16 protein-coding genes and 1 pseudogene are annotated in these 18500 nt (G+C 60.4%); 7 read left to right on the forward strand and 10 right to left on the reverse strand.

Annotated elements, in window-relative coordinates; all coding sequences use genetic code 11:
* Window positions 1-50: 50 nt before the first annotated feature.
* Entirely contained in the window at window positions 51-1097 is a 1047-nt protein-coding gene (locus OVA07_RS11110) for a rod shape-determining protein (RefSeq protein WP_268171482.1), read from the reverse strand.
* A gap of 188 nt (window positions 1098-1285) precedes the next feature.
* Here OVA07_RS11110 and mutL point away from each other — a divergent pair, with 188 nt between their 5' ends.
* Window positions 1286-3106 carry a DNA mismatch repair endonuclease MutL gene (gene mutL / locus OVA07_RS11115; RefSeq protein WP_268171483.1) on the forward strand — a complete coding sequence of 607 codons (1821 nt, stop codon included), beginning with the start codon at window positions 1286-1288 and terminating at the stop codon, window positions 3104-3106.
* A gap of 33 nt (window positions 3107-3139) precedes the next feature.
* Here mutL and OVA07_RS11120 read toward each other — a convergent pair whose 3' ends face one another.
* Window positions 3140-3469: a hypothetical protein gene (locus OVA07_RS11120; RefSeq protein ID WP_268171484.1), complete on the reverse strand. Its 330-nt coding sequence runs from the start codon at window positions 3467-3469 to the stop codon at window positions 3140-3142.
* 129 nt (window positions 3470-3598) lie between these two features.
* Here OVA07_RS11120 and OVA07_RS11125 point away from each other — a divergent pair, with 129 nt between their 5' ends.
* Window positions 3599-4099 carry a hypothetical protein gene (locus tag OVA07_RS11125; protein ID WP_268171485.1) on the forward strand — a complete coding sequence of 167 codons (501 nt, stop codon included), beginning with the start codon at window positions 3599-3601 and terminating at the stop codon, window positions 4097-4099.
* Between the two features lie 76 nt (window positions 4100-4175).
* Here the strand turns inward: OVA07_RS11125 and OVA07_RS11130 are convergent, their stop codons facing one another.
* Window positions 4176-4631 (reverse strand): MaoC family dehydratase, encoded by a 456-nt coding sequence (locus OVA07_RS11130; RefSeq protein ID WP_268171486.1) that lies wholly within the window; start codon window positions 4629-4631, stop codon window positions 4176-4178.
* 42 nt (window positions 4632-4673) lie between these two features.
* The gene (locus OVA07_RS11135) at window positions 4674-5447 is read right to left on the reverse strand and encodes a glutaredoxin (RefSeq protein WP_268171487.1); all 774 of its coding nucleotides are present in this window, start codon (window positions 5445-5447) and stop codon (window positions 4674-4676) included.
* Window positions 5448-5491: 44 nt separating this feature from the next.
* Here OVA07_RS11135 and OVA07_RS11140 point away from each other — a divergent pair, with 44 nt between their 5' ends.
* Window positions 5492-5887 carry a MerR family transcriptional regulator gene (locus OVA07_RS11140; protein WP_268171488.1) on the forward strand — a complete coding sequence of 132 codons (396 nt, stop codon included), beginning with the start codon at window positions 5492-5494 and terminating at the stop codon, window positions 5885-5887.
* Window positions 5888-5902: 15 nt separating this feature from the next.
* On the opposite strand, the gene ychF is transcribed toward OVA07_RS11140, so the two are convergent.
* Window positions 5903-7003: a redox-regulated ATPase YchF gene (gene ychF / locus OVA07_RS11145; protein WP_268171489.1), complete on the reverse strand. Its 1101-nt coding sequence runs from the start codon at window positions 7001-7003 to the stop codon at window positions 5903-5905.
* Between the two features lie 106 nt (window positions 7004-7109).
* Here ychF and OVA07_RS11150 point away from each other — a divergent pair, with 106 nt between their 5' ends.
* Window positions 7110-8615 (forward strand): tetratricopeptide repeat protein, encoded by a 1506-nt coding sequence (locus OVA07_RS11150; RefSeq protein WP_268171490.1) that lies wholly within the window; start codon window positions 7110-7112, stop codon window positions 8613-8615.
* 33 nt (window positions 8616-8648) lie between these two features.
* Here OVA07_RS11150 and OVA07_RS11155 read toward each other — a convergent pair whose 3' ends face one another.
* From OVA07_RS11155 to OVA07_RS19160, 5 genes and pseudogenes are all read right to left on the reverse strand, one after another.
* Window positions 8649-9047, reverse strand: a complete 399-nt coding sequence (locus tag OVA07_RS11155; protein ID WP_268171491.1) for a PEP-CTERM sorting domain-containing protein — start codon at window positions 9045-9047, stop codon at window positions 8649-8651.
* Window positions 9048-9204: 157 nt separating this feature from the next.
* A complete protein-coding gene (gene pth, locus OVA07_RS11160; protein ID WP_268171492.1) occupies window positions 9205-9774 on the reverse strand; it encodes an aminoacyl-tRNA hydrolase in 570 nt (189 codons plus the stop codon).
* A gap of 148 nt (window positions 9775-9922) precedes the next feature.
* The gene (locus OVA07_RS11165; RefSeq protein ID WP_268171493.1) at window positions 9923-10528 is read right to left on the reverse strand and encodes a 50S ribosomal protein L25/general stress protein Ctc; all 606 of its coding nucleotides are present in this window, start codon (window positions 10526-10528) and stop codon (window positions 9923-9925) included.
* 126 nt (window positions 10529-10654) lie between these two features.
* The gene (locus tag OVA07_RS11170; protein ID WP_268171494.1) at window positions 10655-11488 is read right to left on the reverse strand and encodes a TraB/GumN family protein; all 834 of its coding nucleotides are present in this window, start codon (window positions 11486-11488) and stop codon (window positions 10655-10657) included.
* Between the two features lie 53 nt (window positions 11489-11541).
* Window positions 11542-12476, reverse strand: a pseudogene (locus OVA07_RS19160) (TraB/GumN family protein).
* A 113-nt stretch (window positions 12477-12589) separates the two neighbouring features.
* Between OVA07_RS19160 and OVA07_RS11185 the strand changes: the two are divergent.
* The 3 genes from OVA07_RS11185 (at window position 12590) to ppdK (ending at window position 18497) form a co-directional block, all read left to right on the forward strand.
* Window positions 12590-13495: a glycine--tRNA ligase subunit alpha gene (locus OVA07_RS11185; protein WP_268172687.1), complete on the forward strand. Its 906-nt coding sequence runs from the start codon at window positions 12590-12592 to the stop codon at window positions 13493-13495.
* Window positions 13492-15768, forward strand: coding sequence for a glycine--tRNA ligase subunit beta (gene glyS, locus OVA07_RS11190; protein ID WP_268171497.1), 2277 nt, complete (start codon window positions 13492-13494; stop codon window positions 15766-15768). The genes OVA07_RS11185 and glyS overlap by 4 nt, the downstream gene beginning before the upstream one ends.
* 65 nt (window positions 15769-15833) lie before the next feature.
* On the forward strand, window positions 15834-18497 hold the full coding sequence (ppdK, locus tag OVA07_RS11195; RefSeq protein ID WP_268171498.1) for a pyruvate, phosphate dikinase: 2664 nt from the start codon (window positions 15834-15836) through the stop codon (window positions 18495-18497).
* Window positions 18498-18500 lie beyond the last annotated feature (3 nt).

An 18500-nucleotide genomic window follows, 5' to 3' on the forward strand; every position in this document is an offset into this window, starting at 1 on the left:
CGGGGAAAAATCGGGACCGGAAAGCAACCCTTACGTTCGTCCTGTTGCGATCAGGCCGTCATCAGCACGCCGCGATAGATCGGATCTTCCATCGCGCGGCCTGTGCCCAGCGCCACGCACGAAAGCGGATCTTCCGCCACGCTTACCGGCAGGCCGGTTTCCTCGCGCAGATGTTCGTCCAGACCGCCGATCAGCGCCCCGCCACCGGTCAGCACGATGCCCTGGTCCACGATATCGGCGGCCAGTTCGGGCGCGGTGTTTTCCAGCGCGATACGCACGCCTTCAACAATCGCGCCAATCGGTTCGGCCAGCGCTTCGGCCACATTGGCCTGCGTGATCGTGATTTCCTTGGGCACGCCGTTTACCAGATCGCGACCCTTGATGTGGATGGTTTCGCCGATGCCATCGGCTGGCACGGTGGCCACGCCGTAATCTTTCTTGATGCGTTCTGCTGTGGCTTCACCGATCAGCAGGTTGTGATGGCGGCGAACATAGGAAACTATGGCTTCGTCCATCTTGTCGCCACCCACGCGGACGCTGGTGGTATAGGCAAGACCGCGCAGGCTGAGCACGGCCACTTCGGTCGTGCCACCGCCAATGTCGACCACCATCGAACCGACAGGTTCGGTCACCGGCATATCGGCGCCAATGGCCGCAGCCATCGGTTCAAGGATCAGGTAAACTTGGCTGGCCCCGGCATTGCTGGCCGCATCGCGGATGGCGCGGCGTTCCACGCTGGTCGAACCTGAAGGCACGCAGATCACGATTTCGGGATAGCGCAGCAGGCTCTTCGATCCGGTCACCTTGCGGATGAAGTGCTTGATCATCTCCTCGGCCACTTCGATGTCGGCAATCACGCCGTCACGCAAAGGACGGATCGCTTCGATGCTGTCGGGCGTCTTGCCCATCATCATCTTGGCATCGTCGCCCACGGCCTTGACCCGCTTGATGCCGTTGATCGTTTCAATGGCCACGACGGAAGGTTCATTCAGAACGATGCCGCGATCCTGCACATAGACCAGCGTGTTGGCCGTGCCGAGATCGATAGCAATGTTCTGGGAACCGAACTTGAAGAATCGGGAAAAGATCGAAGCCATCAGGAAATCCGTGATAATCTGCGGTTTGGCACGCGGGCACGCGCCATACCCTCCAGAATGTGCGCCCAGGGAAGGCGGCTCATTAGCAGGGGTGCTTCATAAAACCCATAGGGTTGTGCCGGTTTGGATGGATAACTTCACCGCTTGTCTCGAAATAAGGCGGGTTCGGCGCTACGCCTGTTCAGACCATGCCCATCATCCGCCGTCTTCCTGAAACGCTCATCAACCGCATCGCTGCTGGCGAAGTGGTTGAACGCCCTGCCAGCGCCTTGAAGGAACTGGTCGAAAACGCAGTGGATGCAGGGTCCGCGCACATCCACATCCGCCTTTCTGAAGGCGGTCTGGCCATGATCGAAGTGTCCGACGATGGCTGCGGCATGGCCCCGCAGGAAATCGAACTGGCGCTGGAACGCCACGCCACATCCAAACTGCCCGAAAGCCTTGTTGGCGAAGCTGGCGCCATCGAATTGGTCGAAACGCTCGGCTTTCGTGGCGAAGCGCTGCCCTCCATCGCATCGGTTGCCCGTGTCACCATCGAGTCGCGGGCGCGGGGGGCCGCCGAAGGCTGGAAGCGCGTGGTCGATAACGGCGCGCTCGTGTCCGAAGGCCCCGCTGCCTTGCCGGCCGGCACCCGCGTCCGGGTGGAACACCTGTTCGAAAAGATCCCCGCCCGCCGCAAATTCCTGCGCAGCCCGCGTTCGGAATGGGCCGCTGCATCCGATGTGGTGCGCCGCCTTGCCATGGCGCGCCCCGATGTGGGTTTCACGCTGGAACACGATGGTCGCCGCGCGCTGCATGTGCAGGCGGGCGACACGCTTGAATCGCGAGTGGCACAACTTGTCGCGCGTGAACTGGCGGGCAATTCTGTCACGGTCGATCTGGTGCGCGGCGATTATCAGCTTACCGGGGTTGCAGGGCTGCCCACCTTCAATCGGGGCGTGGCCGATCATCAGTATCTGTTCGTCAATGGCCGTCCGGTAAAGGACCGACTGCTGATCGGCGCGGTGCGCGGGGCTTACGCCGATATGCTGGCGCGCGATCGTCACGCCGTCCTCGCCCTGTTCCTTCAGGTTCCGGCATCAGAAGTCGACGTCAACGTCCATCCGGCCAAATCCGAAGTCCGCTTCCGCGATCCGGCGCTGGTGCGCGGCATGGTCGTTTCTGGCCTTCGCCACGCCCTGTCCACCGGCGATCAGCGCTCGGCTCAGGCCCCGCAGGCCAGTGCCATGGCGGCATGGCAGGCAGAACCCATCGCTCCACCACTACCGCCAAGCACCTATCAAGGCAGCATGTTCCAGCAACCATGGCGGCCCGAAGCCCGCGTTTCCGATGCCGGACAGGCATGGCGCGGCTATGAACAGGCGTTGATGGCGCCGCCATCGGCCCGCGCTGAAATCGCCGCAGAACCGGTTGTCGACGGAGCGGCACATCCCCTTGGCGTCGCGCGCGGCCAAATATCCAACACCTATATCGTGGCAGAGGCCGAGGACGGCCTCGTCATCATCGATCAGCACGCCGCGCACGAACGCCTTGTGCTCGAACGCCTGCGCGCCGCAGGGGCAGGGCAGGGGGCGGCGCCCGCGCAGGCCCTGCTCATTCCTGAAGTGGTGGAACTGGAAGAAGTTGCCTGCGATCGTTTGGAAGAAGCCTCTGCAAAGCTTGGCGAATTTGGTCTGGCGCTGGAACGGTTCGGCCCCAACGCCATGCTCGTCCGATCGGTCCCTGCCGCTTTGGCAAAAGGTGATCCGGCTAGGCTGGTGGCCGATGTGGCTGATGATCTTGCCCATCACGGCGATGCGCTTCTGCTCGGTGAAAAGCTCGACCTCGTGCTCGCCACCATGGCCTGCCACGGCTCGGTCCGCGCCGGGCGTGTGCTGTCAGTGGCAGAAATGAACGCGCTGTTGCGCGAAATGGAAGTGACGCCCCGCTCCGGCCAGTGCAACCATGGCCGCCCCACGTGGGTGAAGCTGGCCCATGGCGATATCGAAAAACTGTTTGGGAGGAAATAGTTACCCCATTGCGCGATTCAAATGTTCGGGCTCCTATTCCGAAATTGGAGCACTTACGTTCTGAATGCGACCTTCACTACCTTCTTCAGGATTATAAACAAAATCGACTTGAACAGATTGCCATTCATTTTTCATCGGTGTCCGAAGACTGAATGGACGCATGACGCCTTTCATCGGGGAAGGACGCTCTTCAACGAAAACGCGGATTAGCGCGATGGACGGGTTGAAGCTTTCGGGAATGGCTTTTTCAGCTTTTATGCTGTAGTCGCTTGCATATACCATAACTGATCCATCAACGACCAGTTGAGGCTTCGTGCCGGAATTGTCGATTGATGCCCGCACATTGGCCAATGCTTCAGTCATGCCCAATCTCCCAAACTGAGGATCGAAATATTATTCGCCAATCTTCAGTATTCCATATTTTCGGAGGTTTTCAATTCGACTTTTAAATCAGTGCGGATGATTGCTCGAATATGGAGGATTTATAACAACATGAAAATTTCTTTTTGGCATATGCTTCCTTCGGCCTTGGCTGCTCTTGGCCTTGCCGCCTGTTCCGAAAAGGAACCGACCGATGCTGAGGCGATTGCGGCGGTCAATGCCGCGCAGGATGGCAAGCCTCCGGTCAAACCGCTCGATCCGCAAACCATCCACTATCCCGATATCAAGCAGCACAAACTCCACGGCACCGGCTGCGCCTTCGTGGCCAAAGGCGGCGGACTGGGCGCGGTGCTGTTGGCGCAGGATGGACGCGGCATCGTCAAGCTGAACGGCGAAGTGATAATTCTCGCGCCTGATACCGGCAGCGCAAAGATGCCGAAGGGAAGCTGGTCGCGCTACACCGGCAAAGCCTTTGCGTTGACGCTGACCGCATCTGGTCCGATCACTGCCGCTGGCGGGGCAGAGGAATTCGACGGCAAAGTGGTCATCACCGATGCGTTCGAACGCCCTGTGTATGAGTCCGCCGGCCATGCGCAATGCAAGACCATTTAGCGCACGTTTTCCGTGCCTTGCGGACGTTCGCGGATGTTCGGGTGCTGTTAGGTGTCGTTCAGGTCAGCTTGCAAAATCAGGTGGATTCCGGCTCTCTCACGCGGATCAGGCCGATGGATTTCATCGTCATGACGACAACTCCGTCCTGATTGTAAACCCTTACGTTAGAACGAAAACTTCCCATCTCCGGGCGCGATGAACTGCGCTTCTTGTCAACGAATTCCGTTTCTACACTCAGCGTGTCACCGGGATAGACCGGCTTCAGCCAGCGGATCTCGTCCAATCCCGGCGATCCCAGCCCGGCCTGCTGGCGCTCCTTCAGGTTCTCAACCAGCATCGCCATGGTCATGGCACAGGTATGCCACCCGCTGGCAGAAAGCCGCCCGAAATGGGTCTGCGCCGCTGCCTCATCATCCAGATGGAATGGTTGAGGGTCATACTTCGACGCAAAATCAATCACTTCTTCGCGGTTTACGGCATAGCTTCCGAAGCGTTGAACGGCGCCGGGCTGGATATCTTCGAAGTATTGCATGTGCGCAGGTTGCCAGCCCGGCAAGAAAAGTCAATCGACCGATTAAACCCCCATCGGCTTGAACAGCATCCACAGCGCCATCGCCACCATCACCACATTCTCGATCAACGAAACAAAGCCCAGCGGCACTCGTCCCGATCCGCCCAGGCAAGCGCACTTCAGTTCGCGCTTTTGGATGTAGACGGCATAGAAAACCGATATACCTCCAATGCTTCCGATGAATAGTGCAAGTGGAATCGATATCCATTCCAGCGCCCGCGCCGCCATCAAAATCCCCGCCAGCGCCTCGGCAAAAGGATAGATCGTGGCGTAGGGCACCCACCGCCGCGCCAGCAGATCATACCCCAGAAACATCGTGGCGAAGCGATCAACGTCCTGAAGTTTCAGCATGGCCAAAAGCGCCATGGCAAATGCGACGAACCATTCCACCGCGCGCGGCGTGAAAGCAGACCCGAACGCCGCGAAGCTCACCGCCAAAGCCAGTGCTGCAGCAATGGCAAATACCGCCAGAACAGGGACATAGCTGGTAGCGTTCGGATCCGCGACCTTCAGGCCAAGAAATCGCCGCGTATCATCGTGCCCGCCGACCCGCTGCCCGTCGATGAACACCTGGGGAGTGGTCTTCACCTCATGCTCGGCTTTGAACGCATCGGTTTGCTCCCGCGTCGTCAGCCAGCGATCTTCGACATTATACCCTTTGCTTTCAAGCAGATGCTTCAGCTTTATGCCATAGGGACAAAGGTGTTTAGGCATAACCATGCGATAGACGATGGCGGTGTGATTGCCGGAGCGTTCAGGGGTATGGGCGTTTGTCATGCCTTAGCTTATAACTTGCGTATCATGGTACGGAGTCAAGCACGATGGCGATGACAATTTCCGAACTGGCCAAGGGTGCTGACGTAGGCGTTGAAACGGTCAGGTTTTACCAGCGCAAAGGTCTGCTGGATGACCCCCGGCCTAGCCGGAGCGGGCGCAGCGGACAGCGCCATTACGGCGAACCCGATCTGCGCCGCCTGCGTTTTGTCCGCAGCGCGCAAGGGGCAGGGTTTACGCTGGCTGAAATCGCGGAATTGCTGGCACTGGACGCCAGCCACGACCGCCCGCGCGCCCGCGAAATGACACGGGCGCGGTTGGACATGCTGGATCAGGAAGTCGCTCGGCTGGAAGCGGCGCGGCAATCGCTGCGCAAACTGGCGCGCGAATGCGCAAAGGGCGATGCCGGGCCGTGCCCGATCATCGCCGCTTTCGAAGGATAGCCAGTAAAGTGCTGTTTATACGTTGAATTTGAAGTGGAGAACGTCGCCGTCCTTCACCACATATTCCTTGCCTTCCTGCCGCAGCTTGCCTGCATCGCGCGCGGGAGATTCACCGCCAAGCGTTATGTAATCGTCATAGGCGATGGTTTCGGCACGGATGAAGCCGCGCTGCATGTCGGAATGGATTTCACCGGCGGCTTCCGGGGCCTTGGCGCCCAGATGCACGGTCCACGCGCGGGCTTCCTTGGGGCCAACGGTGAAGAAGGTGATAAGGTGGAGCAGTTCATATCCGGCGCGGATCACGCGGGCGAGGCCAGTTTCGTGAAGGCCCATTTCCTCAAGAAAAACAGTGCGTTCTTCGGCATCCATGCCAACCAGTTCAGATTCGATGGCGGCTGAAACGATGACCGCGTTGGCGCCTTCTGCCTTGGCCTTTTCAAACACGCGGGCGGAAAAGGCATTGCCATTGGCGGCGCTGGCTTCTTCCACGTTGCAGACATAAAGCACCGGCTTCGCAGTCAGCAACTGGGCCTGACGGAAGACACGAAGCTCTTCTTCATCCTTGGGCTGGGTCAGCCGCGCAGGTTTGCCTTCGCGCAGCAGTTCGAGTGCCTGTCCCAGCACCGACGCGATGATCTTCGATTCCTTGTCGCCCGCCTTGGCCTTCTTTTCAGCCGCAGGAACGCGCTTTTCCAGGCTTTCAAGGTCGGACAGCATCAGTTCGGTTTCGACCGTTTCGGCGTCCGAGATGGGATCGACCTTGTTGTCGACGTGCTGAATATCATCGTCTTCGAAGCAACGCAGGACGTGGACGATGGCGTCTACTTCACGGATGTTGCCAAGGAACTGATTGCCCAAACCTTCGCCCTTCGACGCGCCACGCACAAGCCCTGCAATGTCGACAAAGCCAAGCTGGGTGGGGATGATCTTCTGGCTGCCGGCAATGCGGGCCAGTTCATCCAGCCGCGGATCGGGCACGCCGACATTACCGACGTTGGGTTCGATGGTGCAGAACGGATAGTTTGCCGCCTGCGCTGCCTGCGTTTCGGTCAGGGCATTGAACAAAGTCGACTTGCCGACATTGGGAAGACCGACGATCCCGCAACGAAAACCCATTTCATACTCCTAAGGCTTGCGCGCGCCCATAGCGGGCGCAGGCGGGTTTGGAAACCTTCACCGAAATTTCAGCAGATTCTGCGATTGCAGCGCCATGAAGAAACGCATGCTGATTCTGCCCGTCCTGCTGCTGGCCAGTGCCTGTGGTGAAGATGCCACCGACAAGATTTCTCGCGCAAAGCAGGAAATTGCCGCGATGGAACTGGGGGCAGCCAAGGTCGACCTTGCCGCAGCGCTGGCCGAAAAGGGCGATAGCGCCGAACTTTTGCGGATGCTGGCCGATGTGCAGTTGCGGCTTGGCGATGGTGACGGCGCCGAGGCAACCGCCAATCGGTTGGAGCGGGCAGGGGGCAAGGGGCCAGAGCTGGCCCTGATCCGCGCTGAAGCATCGGTATTGCGCGGGCGCGCGGATGAGTCGCTGGCCTTGCTGGGCAACGCTTCATCGCCCACGGCATGGCGGATCAGGGCAGCAGCAAAGACCATGCTGAAAGACCCGGAAGGCGCGTTGGATGCCCTGCGCAAGGGCGTGGCAGCAGGGGCTGATCCGCTGTTACTGCGTGATTATGCACGGTTCCTGATTGATGCGCAGGATCTGGATGGCGCGGCGGCACAAGTCGCCGCATTGATGAAACTGCAGCCCGATGGTTTTGACGGACTGATGCTGTCAGCGGACATCGCCGCCCGGCGTGGGCGTATGGCCGATGCTCACGGCGTTCTGGAAAAGGCGGCAAAGCGCTTTCCCCGTGTGCCTGATCCGTGGATTGCGCGGGCAACCGCCTATGACATGGATGGCAAGCTGGACGATGCGGTTGTCATGGCCGAAAAAGCTGCCGCGATCGCGCCTGATGATCCGCGCGTGGTGGATTTGAAAGTTCAGTTTGCGGCGATGAAGGGCGATTGGGAAAAGGTCCGCGATGTGCTGGGTAAGAAGGAATCCACGCTGGACCCGCTATCGGCCAACGGGCTGACTTATGCCGAGGCGATGCTCCGGTTGGGCCGTCCAGAACAGGCGCGTGCAATGTTTCAGCGGGCGCTGACCCGTTCGCCCAATAATCCCTATTCGCGGCTGATGCTGGCACAGGCGCAGTTGGCCACGGGCGATGCGGCGGCGGCCTATGCCACGGTAAAGCCACTGTCCGACAGCGTGATGGCCGGGCCGCGCGAACTGGAACTGGCAGAGAAAGCTGCACGATCGATCGGCGCTGCGGATGCAGATGTGCTGAGAGCACGGCTGGCTTCGGCAAAGGCGAGCGCTGTTCAGGATTTGACACGCAAGGGGCAGGCCGCGCTTTCAGCAGAAGACTGGACCGGCGCAGTGGCGGCCTATGGCCAGTTGGCGCAAATGGGCGAGGATGCCGAAGTGCTGAAGCGTCTGGCCATGGCATTGAGCCATGCAGGCCGCGCTGACGAGGCAATTGCCGCAGCAGACCGGGCGCGGGCATTGCGCCCGGAAGATCCCGATACGACCTATATGGCCGGATATGTGCGGGCCGCAGCGGGAAGGGACCGGGCCACTGCGTTAAGCCTGTTGAAACAGGCCAGCGAGGCCGCGCCTGACAATGTGCAGTTCCGGCGCAGCCTTGCAAGATTTTCAGCCAGTGCGGGTGCCTGATTGGACAGGCACCCTGCTTTAGGCTGAAAGAGATCAGGCGCGCGGCTTGACCTTGCGCGAGCGGGCATAGCCAACGCCCAGCAGACCCAGCGCCATCATGCCCAGCATGCCGGGTTCAGGAACGGCGGTGCCGCCCGACGAGGTGGTGGTGCCGCCCGAAGTGGTTGTGCCACCAGACGTGGTGGTTCCGCCCGAAGTGGTCGTGCCACCTGAAGTCGTGGTGCCGCCGGAGGTTGTGGTTCCGCCCGAAGTCGTGGTTCCGCCCGAAGTGGTGGTGCCACCGGTGCTGGTTCCGCCGCACGACTTGGAGCCGCCGCTGTGGCCGCAATTGCAGTAGTGGGTGTGCGTCGTCCACCAGGTTGCATTGGCCGGAGTGGCGGCTGCAGCACCGAGGACGGCAGTGGCGGCAATTGCAAGATTGCGGATCTTCATAGGAACCCCCATTGGTAAACATCGTGGTTGCCAACAGGCATAGCAAGAGCGGTGCCAATTGCGGAAATCTGCGGGTTTCGGTGGTTAACGATAGTAAGGGGCGTGAGCACTTGTAAGAGAGTTCGACAGATTTGCATTTCCGGATTGTTGCTGGGGGCTAGCTCTGCTGGCGCAGCGCAATATCATTCATGAAGCGCACATCGTCACCTTTGGCGAGCCAGTCTGCTTCCGAAGCTATGGCGCCCAGCATATCGACCAGATCGTCCTGTTCGGCCTTGGCAAAGTTGCCCAGCACATGGCCAGTTACGCGGTCCTTGTGGCCGGGATGGCCGATGCCAAGGCGCACGCGGCGAAAATCGGCGCCCAGATGCTTGTCGATGGAGCGCAGGCCATTGTGCCCGGCGGTGCCACCGCCCTGCTTTACCTTCACCTTGAACGGGGCGAGATCCAGTTCGTCGTGGAACACGGTCAGCGCGTCCATGCCCAATTTGTAGAACCGCATGGCTTCGCCCACCGCGCGTCCGCTTTCGTTCATGAAAGTGGCGGGTTTCAGCAGCAGGACTTTGCTGGCGCCGATGCGGCCTTCCTGCGCCCAACCCTGAAACTTCTTTTGCACGGGGCCGAAATTGTGAACTTCGACAAGGGTATCCAGCACCATGAAGCCGACATTGTGGCGGTGCAGGGCATATTGCGGACCGGGATTTCCGAGGCCGACCCATATTTGCATTGCCTTGTGTTCCTTGCAGTTGCGCTGTTCGCCTTGCCAGATGTGGCGGGGTAAAAAAATGTGGTGGGGCAAAAAAAGAACCCCTCCCGCGCTGGGCGGAAGGGGCTGCTTTTCGGGGCCTGCCGAAGCAGGGCCGCAAGTCGGGCTATCAGCCTTCCTTGGCGGTATCGCCTTCTTCGCTCTTCAGCGAGGAGGGAGCCACGATCGTCGCGATGGTGAAATCGCGGTCAGTGATCGCGGGCTTTACGCCAGCAGGCAGGGTGACGGCGCTGATGTGGATCGAATCGCCCACTTCGAAGCCCGATACATCGACGATGATGTCATCAGGGATCGAATCCGGTGCGCAGATCATTTCCAGTTCGTGGCGAACCACGTTCAGAATGCCACCCTTCTTCAGGCCGGGCGCCTTTTCTTCGTTGATGAAGGCCACCGGCACGTTCACGTGAACAACCGCGTCCTTGGACAGGCGCAGGAAGTCAGCGTGCAGCGGGCGGTCGGTCACCGGGTGGAAGGCGACATCCTTGGGCAGGGTGCGAACGGTCTGGCCGCCCACAGTGAGCTCGACGATCGAGTTGAAGAAATGGCCGGTGCCCAGCGCCTTTGCGAGCGCCTTTTCTTCCAGGTGGATTGCAACCGGTTCTTCCTTGCCGCCATAGATTACAGCGGGAGTGCGGCCTTCGCGACGCAGCACACGGGAGGCTCCCTTGCCTGCCCGATCGCGCGTCTCGGCCGACAGGTTAAGCGTCTCGCTCATGTCAGTACCTTCCGAAATAGCGTTGTTTCACAATTCCTCTGCCACGCCTCCAGGGATGACCATGACAGGGAAGCGGAGGCCCTTAGCGGTTTCGCGGGAAAAAGCAAGCAGGACCGGCAATTGCCCTCAGGGCACTCGCTTGATTTCCCAGCCGCGCGCCATCATCAGGCGTTGCAGGCTGTCCGACCCGGCAAGGTGGGCGGCGCCCACGGCGACGAACGGTGTTGCCCCTGCTTTCAGCATGGCATCAAGCTGATCTGCCCAGTTACGGTTGCGATCGGTCAGCAGCGCCTGATGCAGTCCGGAATCGGCCAGAAAGCCTCGGCTGGCCTCACGCGCGATGCCAAGGTCGTTCCCTTTGAGCCAGAGCGCGACCATATCGGCCTCTTCGTCCATCTCGGTTGCCGCTTCGATCGCGACTTCCTGTAGCAGTACCTGCTGTTGGCGGACGGGCAGGGCATCGAAAATGCCAAACTGGCTGTGGATCGTCTCGAACCCGGTCACCGGCTTGCCTGCTGCCAATCGTCGCAGCCGTGGTTCGGCCCCGCTTTCCGGATCGGCCCCGGCCTTCTGTCCGGCAATCGCCGCCAATTGCAGCGCCACGGCCCAGCTTTCGGTATCGGTAAAGTCCGCGTCTGAAAGGCCCAGATTTTTGTAAACGGCGGCCAGCTCATCGCGATAGGCAGGCAAGACGCGCTGCGATGGGGGCGGCAGGCCGGCGGTTCCGGCAAGCGACGCCAGCGCTTCTCCAGCCACGGTCTGGTCAAGCGGTTCGGCAATTTCCAGCACCAGACGGTCTGCCTGCGCCAGCGCATCGGTGATTTCGGGGCGCAGCCACTGCGTATCGCGAGGCAGGGCGTGGACCGTGCCGAAAAGCCAGCCGCGCACATGGCCGCTTTTGTCCATCACCTGCCACAGCGCAACGCGCGCCTCCACTTTCGGCTCGTCCTGCTTGGCCACGCAGGTGGCCAGTAACCCCAGACTTGCCGCAAAAAGGAGGCGCAGCAGCAGTTTCACTGCACGCGGACCGCAGTAACGCCCTGCCGTGTCAGCATGTCCTGCACGCTTTTCTGGCCTGCCAGATGCCCGGCACCCACCGCAACGAATACCGTGCCCGGCTGTTCAAGCCGCTTTCTGATCCAGCTTGCCCAGATGCGGTTGCGTTGAAACAGCAGCGGTTCGGCAAGGTCGGGGTCGTCCATCGATTCGTTCAGCAATTTGGCAAGCCCTTCGGTGTTGCCCTTGCCCCATTCGCTGGTCATCGTGCTGATGATCGGACCGGCCTTGTCAAAATCGCGCACCGCCTGGTTGAGGAACTTCAACTGTATGTCGCGCTGCAGGCTGTCGAACAGGCCAAGCTGGAATTCTACCGTTTCCAGCGCGCCCTGCTTCTTGCCCTTGGCCAGCGCGGCCTTGCGCAGCACGGCTTCGGCACCGTCATCCTTGCCGTATCCTGCCAGCATGTAAGGCATCGATCCCAGCGCGACGCCTGCCAGCCATGGCTCCATCGGATCGAATGCAGCGGCGGAATCTTCAGCTTGGCCAGCAGGGCTTCATAGGCGATGCGGTCCGCCTCGGTCATCATCGAACGCAGCGTTTCACCCTGCAACAGGCCCAGCTTCATCACCACCTGCTGTTGTTCAGCTTGTGGCGCGTCGGGAATTTCGGTGACCAGTTCGCCGGAGGAATCAAGCGCTGCGCCCACTGGCCCATCCAGCCACTGCAGGCCCTTGGGCAGTGCGTGAATCGTGCCGAACAGATAGATCGTGGTGTCTTCGTCCGCCACTTTCCACAAAGCAGGTTTCAACTGCTTGGCCAGTGCAGGTGCAGGCGGGGGCGCAGTTGCCGGTGCTGTCTGTGCCATTACCGGCTGGAGCGGCAGGACGAAAGCGGCGGCGGCAAGGGCCAGTGTGCGAAGGCCCGGCGAGAATGTCTTTTGGCAAGTCATAAGCGCTCCTTACGACCTGCACATGAACGAAGCCTTCATGCATCGCAATATGACGGCTGCTTACTGCCGGAAAGGTTGATTTGGGCGCGTTCATCGGCCAAAGCCGCGCGACCATGGCCGATACTGCACTAAAGCCCCTTTGCCTGCAGGAAATGATCCTGCGCCTTCATGCTTTCTGGAGCGAACAGGGCTGCCTGATCCTTCAGCCCTATGACATGCGCATGGGGGCGGGCACGTTTCATCCCGCCACTACCCTGCGCGCGTTGGGGCCAGAGCCGTGGAAAGCCGCATTCGTGCAGCCTTGCCGCCGCCCCACCGACGGGCGCTATGGCGAAAACCCCAACCGGTTGCAGCATTACTACCAGTATCAGGTGATCCTGAAGCCCAGCCCGGAAAACCTGCAGGAGCTTTACCTGCAATCGCTGGCCGAAATCGGCATCGATCCGCTGGTCCATGACATCCGCTTCGTCGAAGATGACTGGGAATCGCCCACGCTGGGCGCATGGGGCCTTGGCTGGGAAGTGTGGTGCGATGGGATGGAAGTCACCCAGTTCACCTATTTCCAGCAGATGGGCGGGTTTGATTGCAAGCCGGTCGCGGGCGAACTGACCTACGGCCTTGAACGCCTTGCCATGTATATTCAGGGCGTCGACAATGTTTACGACCTTGCCTTCAACAACCACGGCGTAACCTACGGCGATGTGTTTCTTGAAAACGAGAAGCAGATGTCGAAGTGGAACTTCGAAGTGGCCGATACCGAAAGCCTGTTCGAAGGGTTCCGCCGCGCTGAAGAAGAATGCAAGCGCAGCCTGGATGAAGGCGTACCCATTGCCGCCTATGAGCAGGCGATCGAAGCGAGCCACCTGTTCAACTTGTTGCAGGCGCGCGGCGTGATCTCGGTGCAGGAGCGTGCCAGCTATATGGGCCGCGTGCGCGACTTGGCGCGCGGGTCTTGCGAAAAATACATGGCCAAGTTCGAAGACCAGTGGGCCGCCCAATATCCGGAGTGGAGCAAGTGACCGATTTCCTCCTCGAACTGCGCTCTGAGGAAATTCCGGCGCGGATGCAGGCCGGTGCGCGGGCTGATCTGGCAAAGCTCTTCGCCAAGGAACTGGAAGCGGCGGGCCTGAAAGCGGGCGAAGTGACCGTATGGTCCACCCCGCGCCGTCTCGCGCTGATCGCGCGTGATCTGCCATTGGCGACCGAAGCGGTCAGCGAAGAAGTGAAGGGGCCGCGCACCAGCGCGCCTGAACAGGCGCTGGAAGGCTTCCTGCGCAAGACCGGTTTGACCAAAGACCGCCTTACCGAGCGCGATGGCGTGTGGTTTGCGGTGAACGAAAAGCCTGGCCGCGCCACGCGCGACGTGCTGGCGCAGGCCATCCCGGCCATCATTCGCGCGTTTCCTTGGCCCAAGAGCCAGCGCTGGGGGGCAGCCTCGCTTTTGTCGGAATCGCTGCGCTGGGTGCGTCCGCTGTCAGGCATCATCGCCATCTTTGGCGATGATCTGGTGGAATGCGAAATTGGCGGTGTGCGCTCAGGCTATGCCACGCGCGGCCACCGCTTCCATTGCCCCGGTGAAATCACCATCGGCAATGCGCATGACTATGCCGAAAAGCTGCGCGCCTGCCACGTGATCGTCGATCATGTGGAACGTGAAGGCATTGTCCGCGCCAAGGCAAAGGCGGCGGCGGAAGCGGCAGGCCTCGTTCTGGTCGAAGACGAAGGTTTGGTGATCGAAAACGCCGGTCTTACCGAATGGCCGGTGCCGCTACTGGGGCGCTTCGACGAAACCTTCCTTGAGGTTCCACCTGAAGTTATCCAGCTAACTGCCCGTATCAACCAAAAATATTTTATCTGCCGCGATGCGGCCGGACAGCTTGCCAACGCGTTTGTCTGCACCGCCAATATCGAGGCAAAGGACGGCGGCGCGGCGATTGTCGATGGTAACCGCAAGGTTCTGGCCGCGCGTCTGTCCGACGCCCGCTTCTTCTGGGAACAGGACAAGAAGAAGCCCCTGTCGGTCCATGCCGAAAAGCTGGGCCGCATCACCTTCCACGAAAAGCTGGGCACGGTGGCCGACAAGGTTGAACGCGTCGCCAAGCTGGCGCGCTGGCTGGTCGAAGAAGGCATCGTGACGCCGCAAACCAACACCGGCTCCCCCGCGAGAGCGGGGGCCTCAGTCGGCAGCGCACAACCTAATGAGAACCTCGCCTTCGCCGGGACGCAAGCGGAACTGGCAGATCAAGCCGAACTCGCTGCGCGCCTCTGCAAAGCCGATCTCGTCACCGAAATGGTCGGAGAGTTCCCCGAACTTCAAGGTCTTATGGGCGGTTATTACGCCCGCGCCGAAGGTCTGCCTGATGCGGTGGCCAATGCCATCCGCGATCACTACAAGCCGGTCGGGCAGGGCGATGATGTGCCCACCGCCCCGGTGACGGTGGCCGTGGCGCTGGCGGATAAACTGGATACGTTAGTCGGGTTCTTTGTGGAGGGGATGGAGCCAACTGGATCAAAAGATCCATTCGCACTTCGACGGCAAGCTCTAGCAGGTATCAACCTAATCGTTAGAAACGGTCTATCTGCAAAGTTGGCTTTCTTAATGATCGAGGCCACAGGATATTATTCTGACAGGCAAGTCAGATTAGGTTTTACGGGTGTACGGAACTTTTTGCATGAGTTGGTAAAAAGGGTGGGCGCAGTCACACCTGCACTCGTCGAAACGGTTCTTGAGAACACTAGGGCGGAAGTTGAAGGGCAGAAACTTGGCCAAAAATACGGCCAAGGCATGATTAAGCTCTATGAGTTTTTCATTGACCGTCTCAAGGTCCAGCAGCGCGAAGCAGGCGTTCGGCATGATCTCATCGACGCGGTGTTCGCCCTCGGCGGGGAGGACGATCTCGTCCGCCTGCTTGCTCGCGTTCATGCACTGCAAGCCTTTGTTGGCACCGAAGACGGCACAAATCTGCTGGCGGGCTACAAGCGGGCCGCTAACATCCTCAAGAAAGAGGATTATGCGCAAGTCGATGCAGATTATGCACGCGAACCGGCTGAGCAGGCGCTGGTCGATGCGCTGAACACGGCTGAACCGCAGGCTGATGGTGCTGTGGCGGCGGAAGATTTCACTGCTGCCATGGCGGCGCTGGCCAGCTTACGCGGGCCGATTGATGCGTTCTTCGAATCCGTGACGGTCAATGATGCGGACGCTAACAAACGTGCAAGTCGCTTGGCTTTGCTTGACCGCTTCCGTGCTGCGGTGCACAAAGTTGCGGACTTTTCACGCATAGAAGGCTAAAGACCGGCCCGACTCCGGGGCCGGTCCCGGCAATAACCATGGACGCAGGGAGCCTAGTTTCAGGCATGAGCGCATACGTATTCCATTTCGGTGGCGGCGCAGTCTCTTCGGATGCGCGCGCAAAGGATAAAACCATTGTCGGCGGCAAGGGTGCGAACCTTGCCGAAATGGCGGGTATCGGGCTGCCCGTGCCGCCGGGATTTACGATCACGACCGAGGTTTGCACATCCTACAACGCCAGTGGAAAGACGTTTAACGATGCCCTGCGCGCTGGCGTCGCGGCGGGCATTTCGCATGTCGAAGCGGCCACGGGACGCACCTTTGGCGATGCGGCAAACCCGCTGCTCGTGTCGGTCCGTTCGGGCGCGCGCGTTTCCATGCCGGGCATGATGGACACGGTGCTGAACCTTGGCCTGAACGACCAGACGGTCGAAGGGCTGGCCAGTGGATCGGGCGATCCGCGCTTTGCTTGGGACAGCTACCGCCGCTTCATCCAGATGTATTCCGACGTGGTTCTGGGGCTTGACCATCACCGGTTTGAGGATGCGCTGGAAATCGTAAAGGAAGACAACGGTTTCTTCAATGATGTTGAGCTTGGCGCTGAACATTGGCGAGCGTTGGTGGACGAATACAAGGCTATCGTCGAAGACCAGCTTGGCCGCCCGTTCCCGCAGGACGTTCACGAACAACTGTGGGGCGCAATCGGTGCCGTGTTCGATTCCTGGGAATCGGACCGCGCCAAGGTCTATCGCCGGTTGAACGACATTCCGGCCGACTGGGGCACCGCCGTCAATGTGCAGGCCATGGTCTTCGGCAACATGGGCGATACCTCGGCCACTGGGGTTGCCTTCACCCGCGATCCTGCGACGGGCGAAAAGGCCTATTACGGCGAATGGCTGGTCAACGCGCAGGGTGAAGACGTGGTGGCAGGTATCCGCACACCGCAATACCTGACACTCGCGGCCCGTGAACGCGCAGGGGCCAAGCCGCTGTCGATGGAAGAGGCCATGCCTGCCGCCTATGGCGAACTGGCAGACGTGTTCGAACTGCTGGAAAAGCATTACAAGGACATGCAGGACATCGAATTTACCGTCGAACAGGGCAAGCTTTGGATGCTGCAAACCCGTTCGGGCAAGCGCACCGCCAAGGCCGCGTTGAAGATGGCAGTGGATATGGTGGGCGAAGGCCTGATCGACGAGCCGACGGCCATCTTGCGTATCGATCCGATGGCGCTGGACCAGTTGCTGCACCCGACGCTGGATCCCAAGGCGGTGCGCGATGTGCTGACCAAGGGCCTTCCGGCATCGCCGGGCGCGGCTTCGGGCGCAGTGGTGTTCGATGCCGATACCGCGCAGGCACTGGCCGAACGCGGCGACGCGGTGATCCTGGTGCGCGTGGAAACCAGCCCTGAAGACATTCACGGTATGCACGCGGCCAAGGGCATCCTGACTGCGCGTGGCGGCATGACCAGCCACGCTGCGGTGGTGGCACGCGGCATGGGCCGTCCGTGCGTTTCGGGGGCTTCGGCGCTGTCGATCGACATGGCCAGCCGCACGGCGAAGATCGGTAACCGCGAAATTCGTGAAGGCGATGTTATCACGCTCGACGGATCGAACGGAGATGTGATGGCGGGCAAAGTCGCCACCGTTGAACCGGAACTGGTCGGGGATTTCGGCACGTTGATGACATGGGCGGACAAGCACCGCCGGATGAAGGTGCGCACCAACGCTGAAACGCCGCTGGACTGTCAGGTTGCGCGGCAGTTCGGGGCCGAAGGCATCGGCCTGTGCCGCACGGAACATATGTTCTTTGAAGCAGGCCGCATTTCCGCCGTGCGTCAGATGATTCTGGCCGAAGATGAGGCAGGCCGCCGGGCAGCGCTGGCCAAGTTGCTGCCTGAACAGCGCAGCGATTTTCAGTCGATCTTCGAGGTTATGGCGGGCCTGCCCGTCACCATCCGCCTGCTTGACCCACCGTTGCATGAATTCCTGCCCCACGCCGACAGCGAATTTGCCGAACTTGCCGAAGCAACCGGGTTGGGGGTGGAACACCTTAAGCGTCGCGCGGGCGAACTGCACGAATTCAACCCGATGCTGGGGCATCGCGGCTGCCGTCTGGGCATCACGTTCCCCGAAATCTACGAAATGCAGGCGCGCGCCATTTTTGAAGCAGCCTGCGACGTTGCCGCCAAAAGCGGTGAGGCCGTGGTGCCCGAAGTGATGATCCCGCTGGTGGCAACGCGCAAGGAACTGGAAATCCTGCGGGCGTTGGTTGACCGGGTGGCAGCAGAGGTTTTTGCCGAAAAGGGCCAGACGCTGGACTATATGGTCGGCACGATGATCGAACTGCCGCGCGCTGCGCTGATGGCCGGTGAAATTGCCGAAGAAGCAAAGTTCTTCTCGTTTGGAACTAATGACTTGACCCAGACAACTCTGGGCGTTTCGAGGGATGATGCGGCGCGCTTCCTGAACCCTTATGTGGATCAGGGCATCTATCCGCGCGATCCGTTCGTCAGCCTTGATATCGAAGGCGTGGGGCAGTTGGTGGAACTGGCCGCAGAACGCGGGCGTAAGACGCGCGGCGATTTGAAGTTGGGCATCTGCGGCGAACATGGCGGCGATCCGGCTTCCATCGCGTTCTGCGAAAAGACTGGTTTGGATTACGTGTCTGCCAGCCCTTATCGCGTTCCGATCGCGCGCCTTGCAGCCGCACAGGCGGCGCTGGCGTAAAAG

Origin of the sequence: Novosphingobium sp. SL115, from assembly GCF_026672515.1 — a bacterium.
In the GTDB taxonomy this organism is placed as follows: Bacteria; Pseudomonadota; Alphaproteobacteria; order Sphingomonadales; family Sphingomonadaceae; genus Novosphingobium.

Excerpts from the sequence above, each read along its gene's own strand:
- OVA07_RS11110 (WP_268171482.1), bottom strand. The coding sequence starts at position 1,097 with ATGGCTTCGATCTTTTCCCGATTCTTCAAGTTCGGTTCCCAGAACATT.
- mutL (WP_268171483.1), top strand. The coding sequence starts at position 1,286 with ATGCCCATCATCCGCCGTCTTCCTGAAACGCTCATCAACCGCATCGCT.
- OVA07_RS11120 (WP_268171484.1), bottom strand. The coding sequence starts at position 3,469 with ATGACTGAAGCATTGGCCAATGTGCGGGCATCAATCGACAATTCCGGC.
- OVA07_RS11125 (WP_268171485.1), top strand. The coding sequence starts at position 3,599 with ATGAAAATTTCTTTTTGGCATATGCTTCCTTCGGCCTTGGCTGCTCTT.
- OVA07_RS11130 (WP_268171486.1), bottom strand. The coding sequence starts at position 4,631 with ATGCAATACTTCGAAGATATCCAGCCCGGCGCCGTTCAACGCTTCGGA.
- OVA07_RS11135 (WP_268171487.1), bottom strand. The coding sequence starts at position 5,447 with ATGACAAACGCCCATACCCCTGAACGCTCCGGCAATCACACCGCCATC.
- OVA07_RS11140 (WP_268171488.1), top strand. The coding sequence starts at position 5,492 with ATGGCGATGACAATTTCCGAACTGGCCAAGGGTGCTGACGTAGGCGTT.
- ychF (WP_268171489.1), bottom strand. The coding sequence starts at position 7,003 with ATGGGTTTTCGTTGCGGGATCGTCGGTCTTCCCAATGTCGGCAAGTCG.
- OVA07_RS11150 (WP_268171490.1), top strand. The coding sequence starts at position 7,110 with ATGCTGATTCTGCCCGTCCTGCTGCTGGCCAGTGCCTGTGGTGAAGAT.
- OVA07_RS11155 (WP_268171491.1), bottom strand. The coding sequence starts at position 9,047 with ATGAAGATCCGCAATCTTGCAATTGCCGCCACTGCCGTCCTCGGTGCT.
- pth (WP_268171492.1), bottom strand. The coding sequence starts at position 9,774 with ATGCAAATATGGGTCGGCCTCGGAAATCCCGGTCCGCAATATGCCCTG.
- OVA07_RS11165 (WP_268171493.1), bottom strand. The coding sequence starts at position 10,528 with ATGAGCGAGACGCTTAACCTGTCGGCCGAGACGCGCGATCGGGCAGGC.
- OVA07_RS11185 (WP_268172687.1), top strand. The coding sequence starts at position 12,590 with ATGGCCGATACTGCACTAAAGCCCCTTTGCCTGCAGGAAATGATCCTG.
- ppdK (WP_268171498.1), top strand. The coding sequence starts at position 15,834 with ATGAGCGCATACGTATTCCATTTCGGTGGCGGCGCAGTCTCTTCGGAT.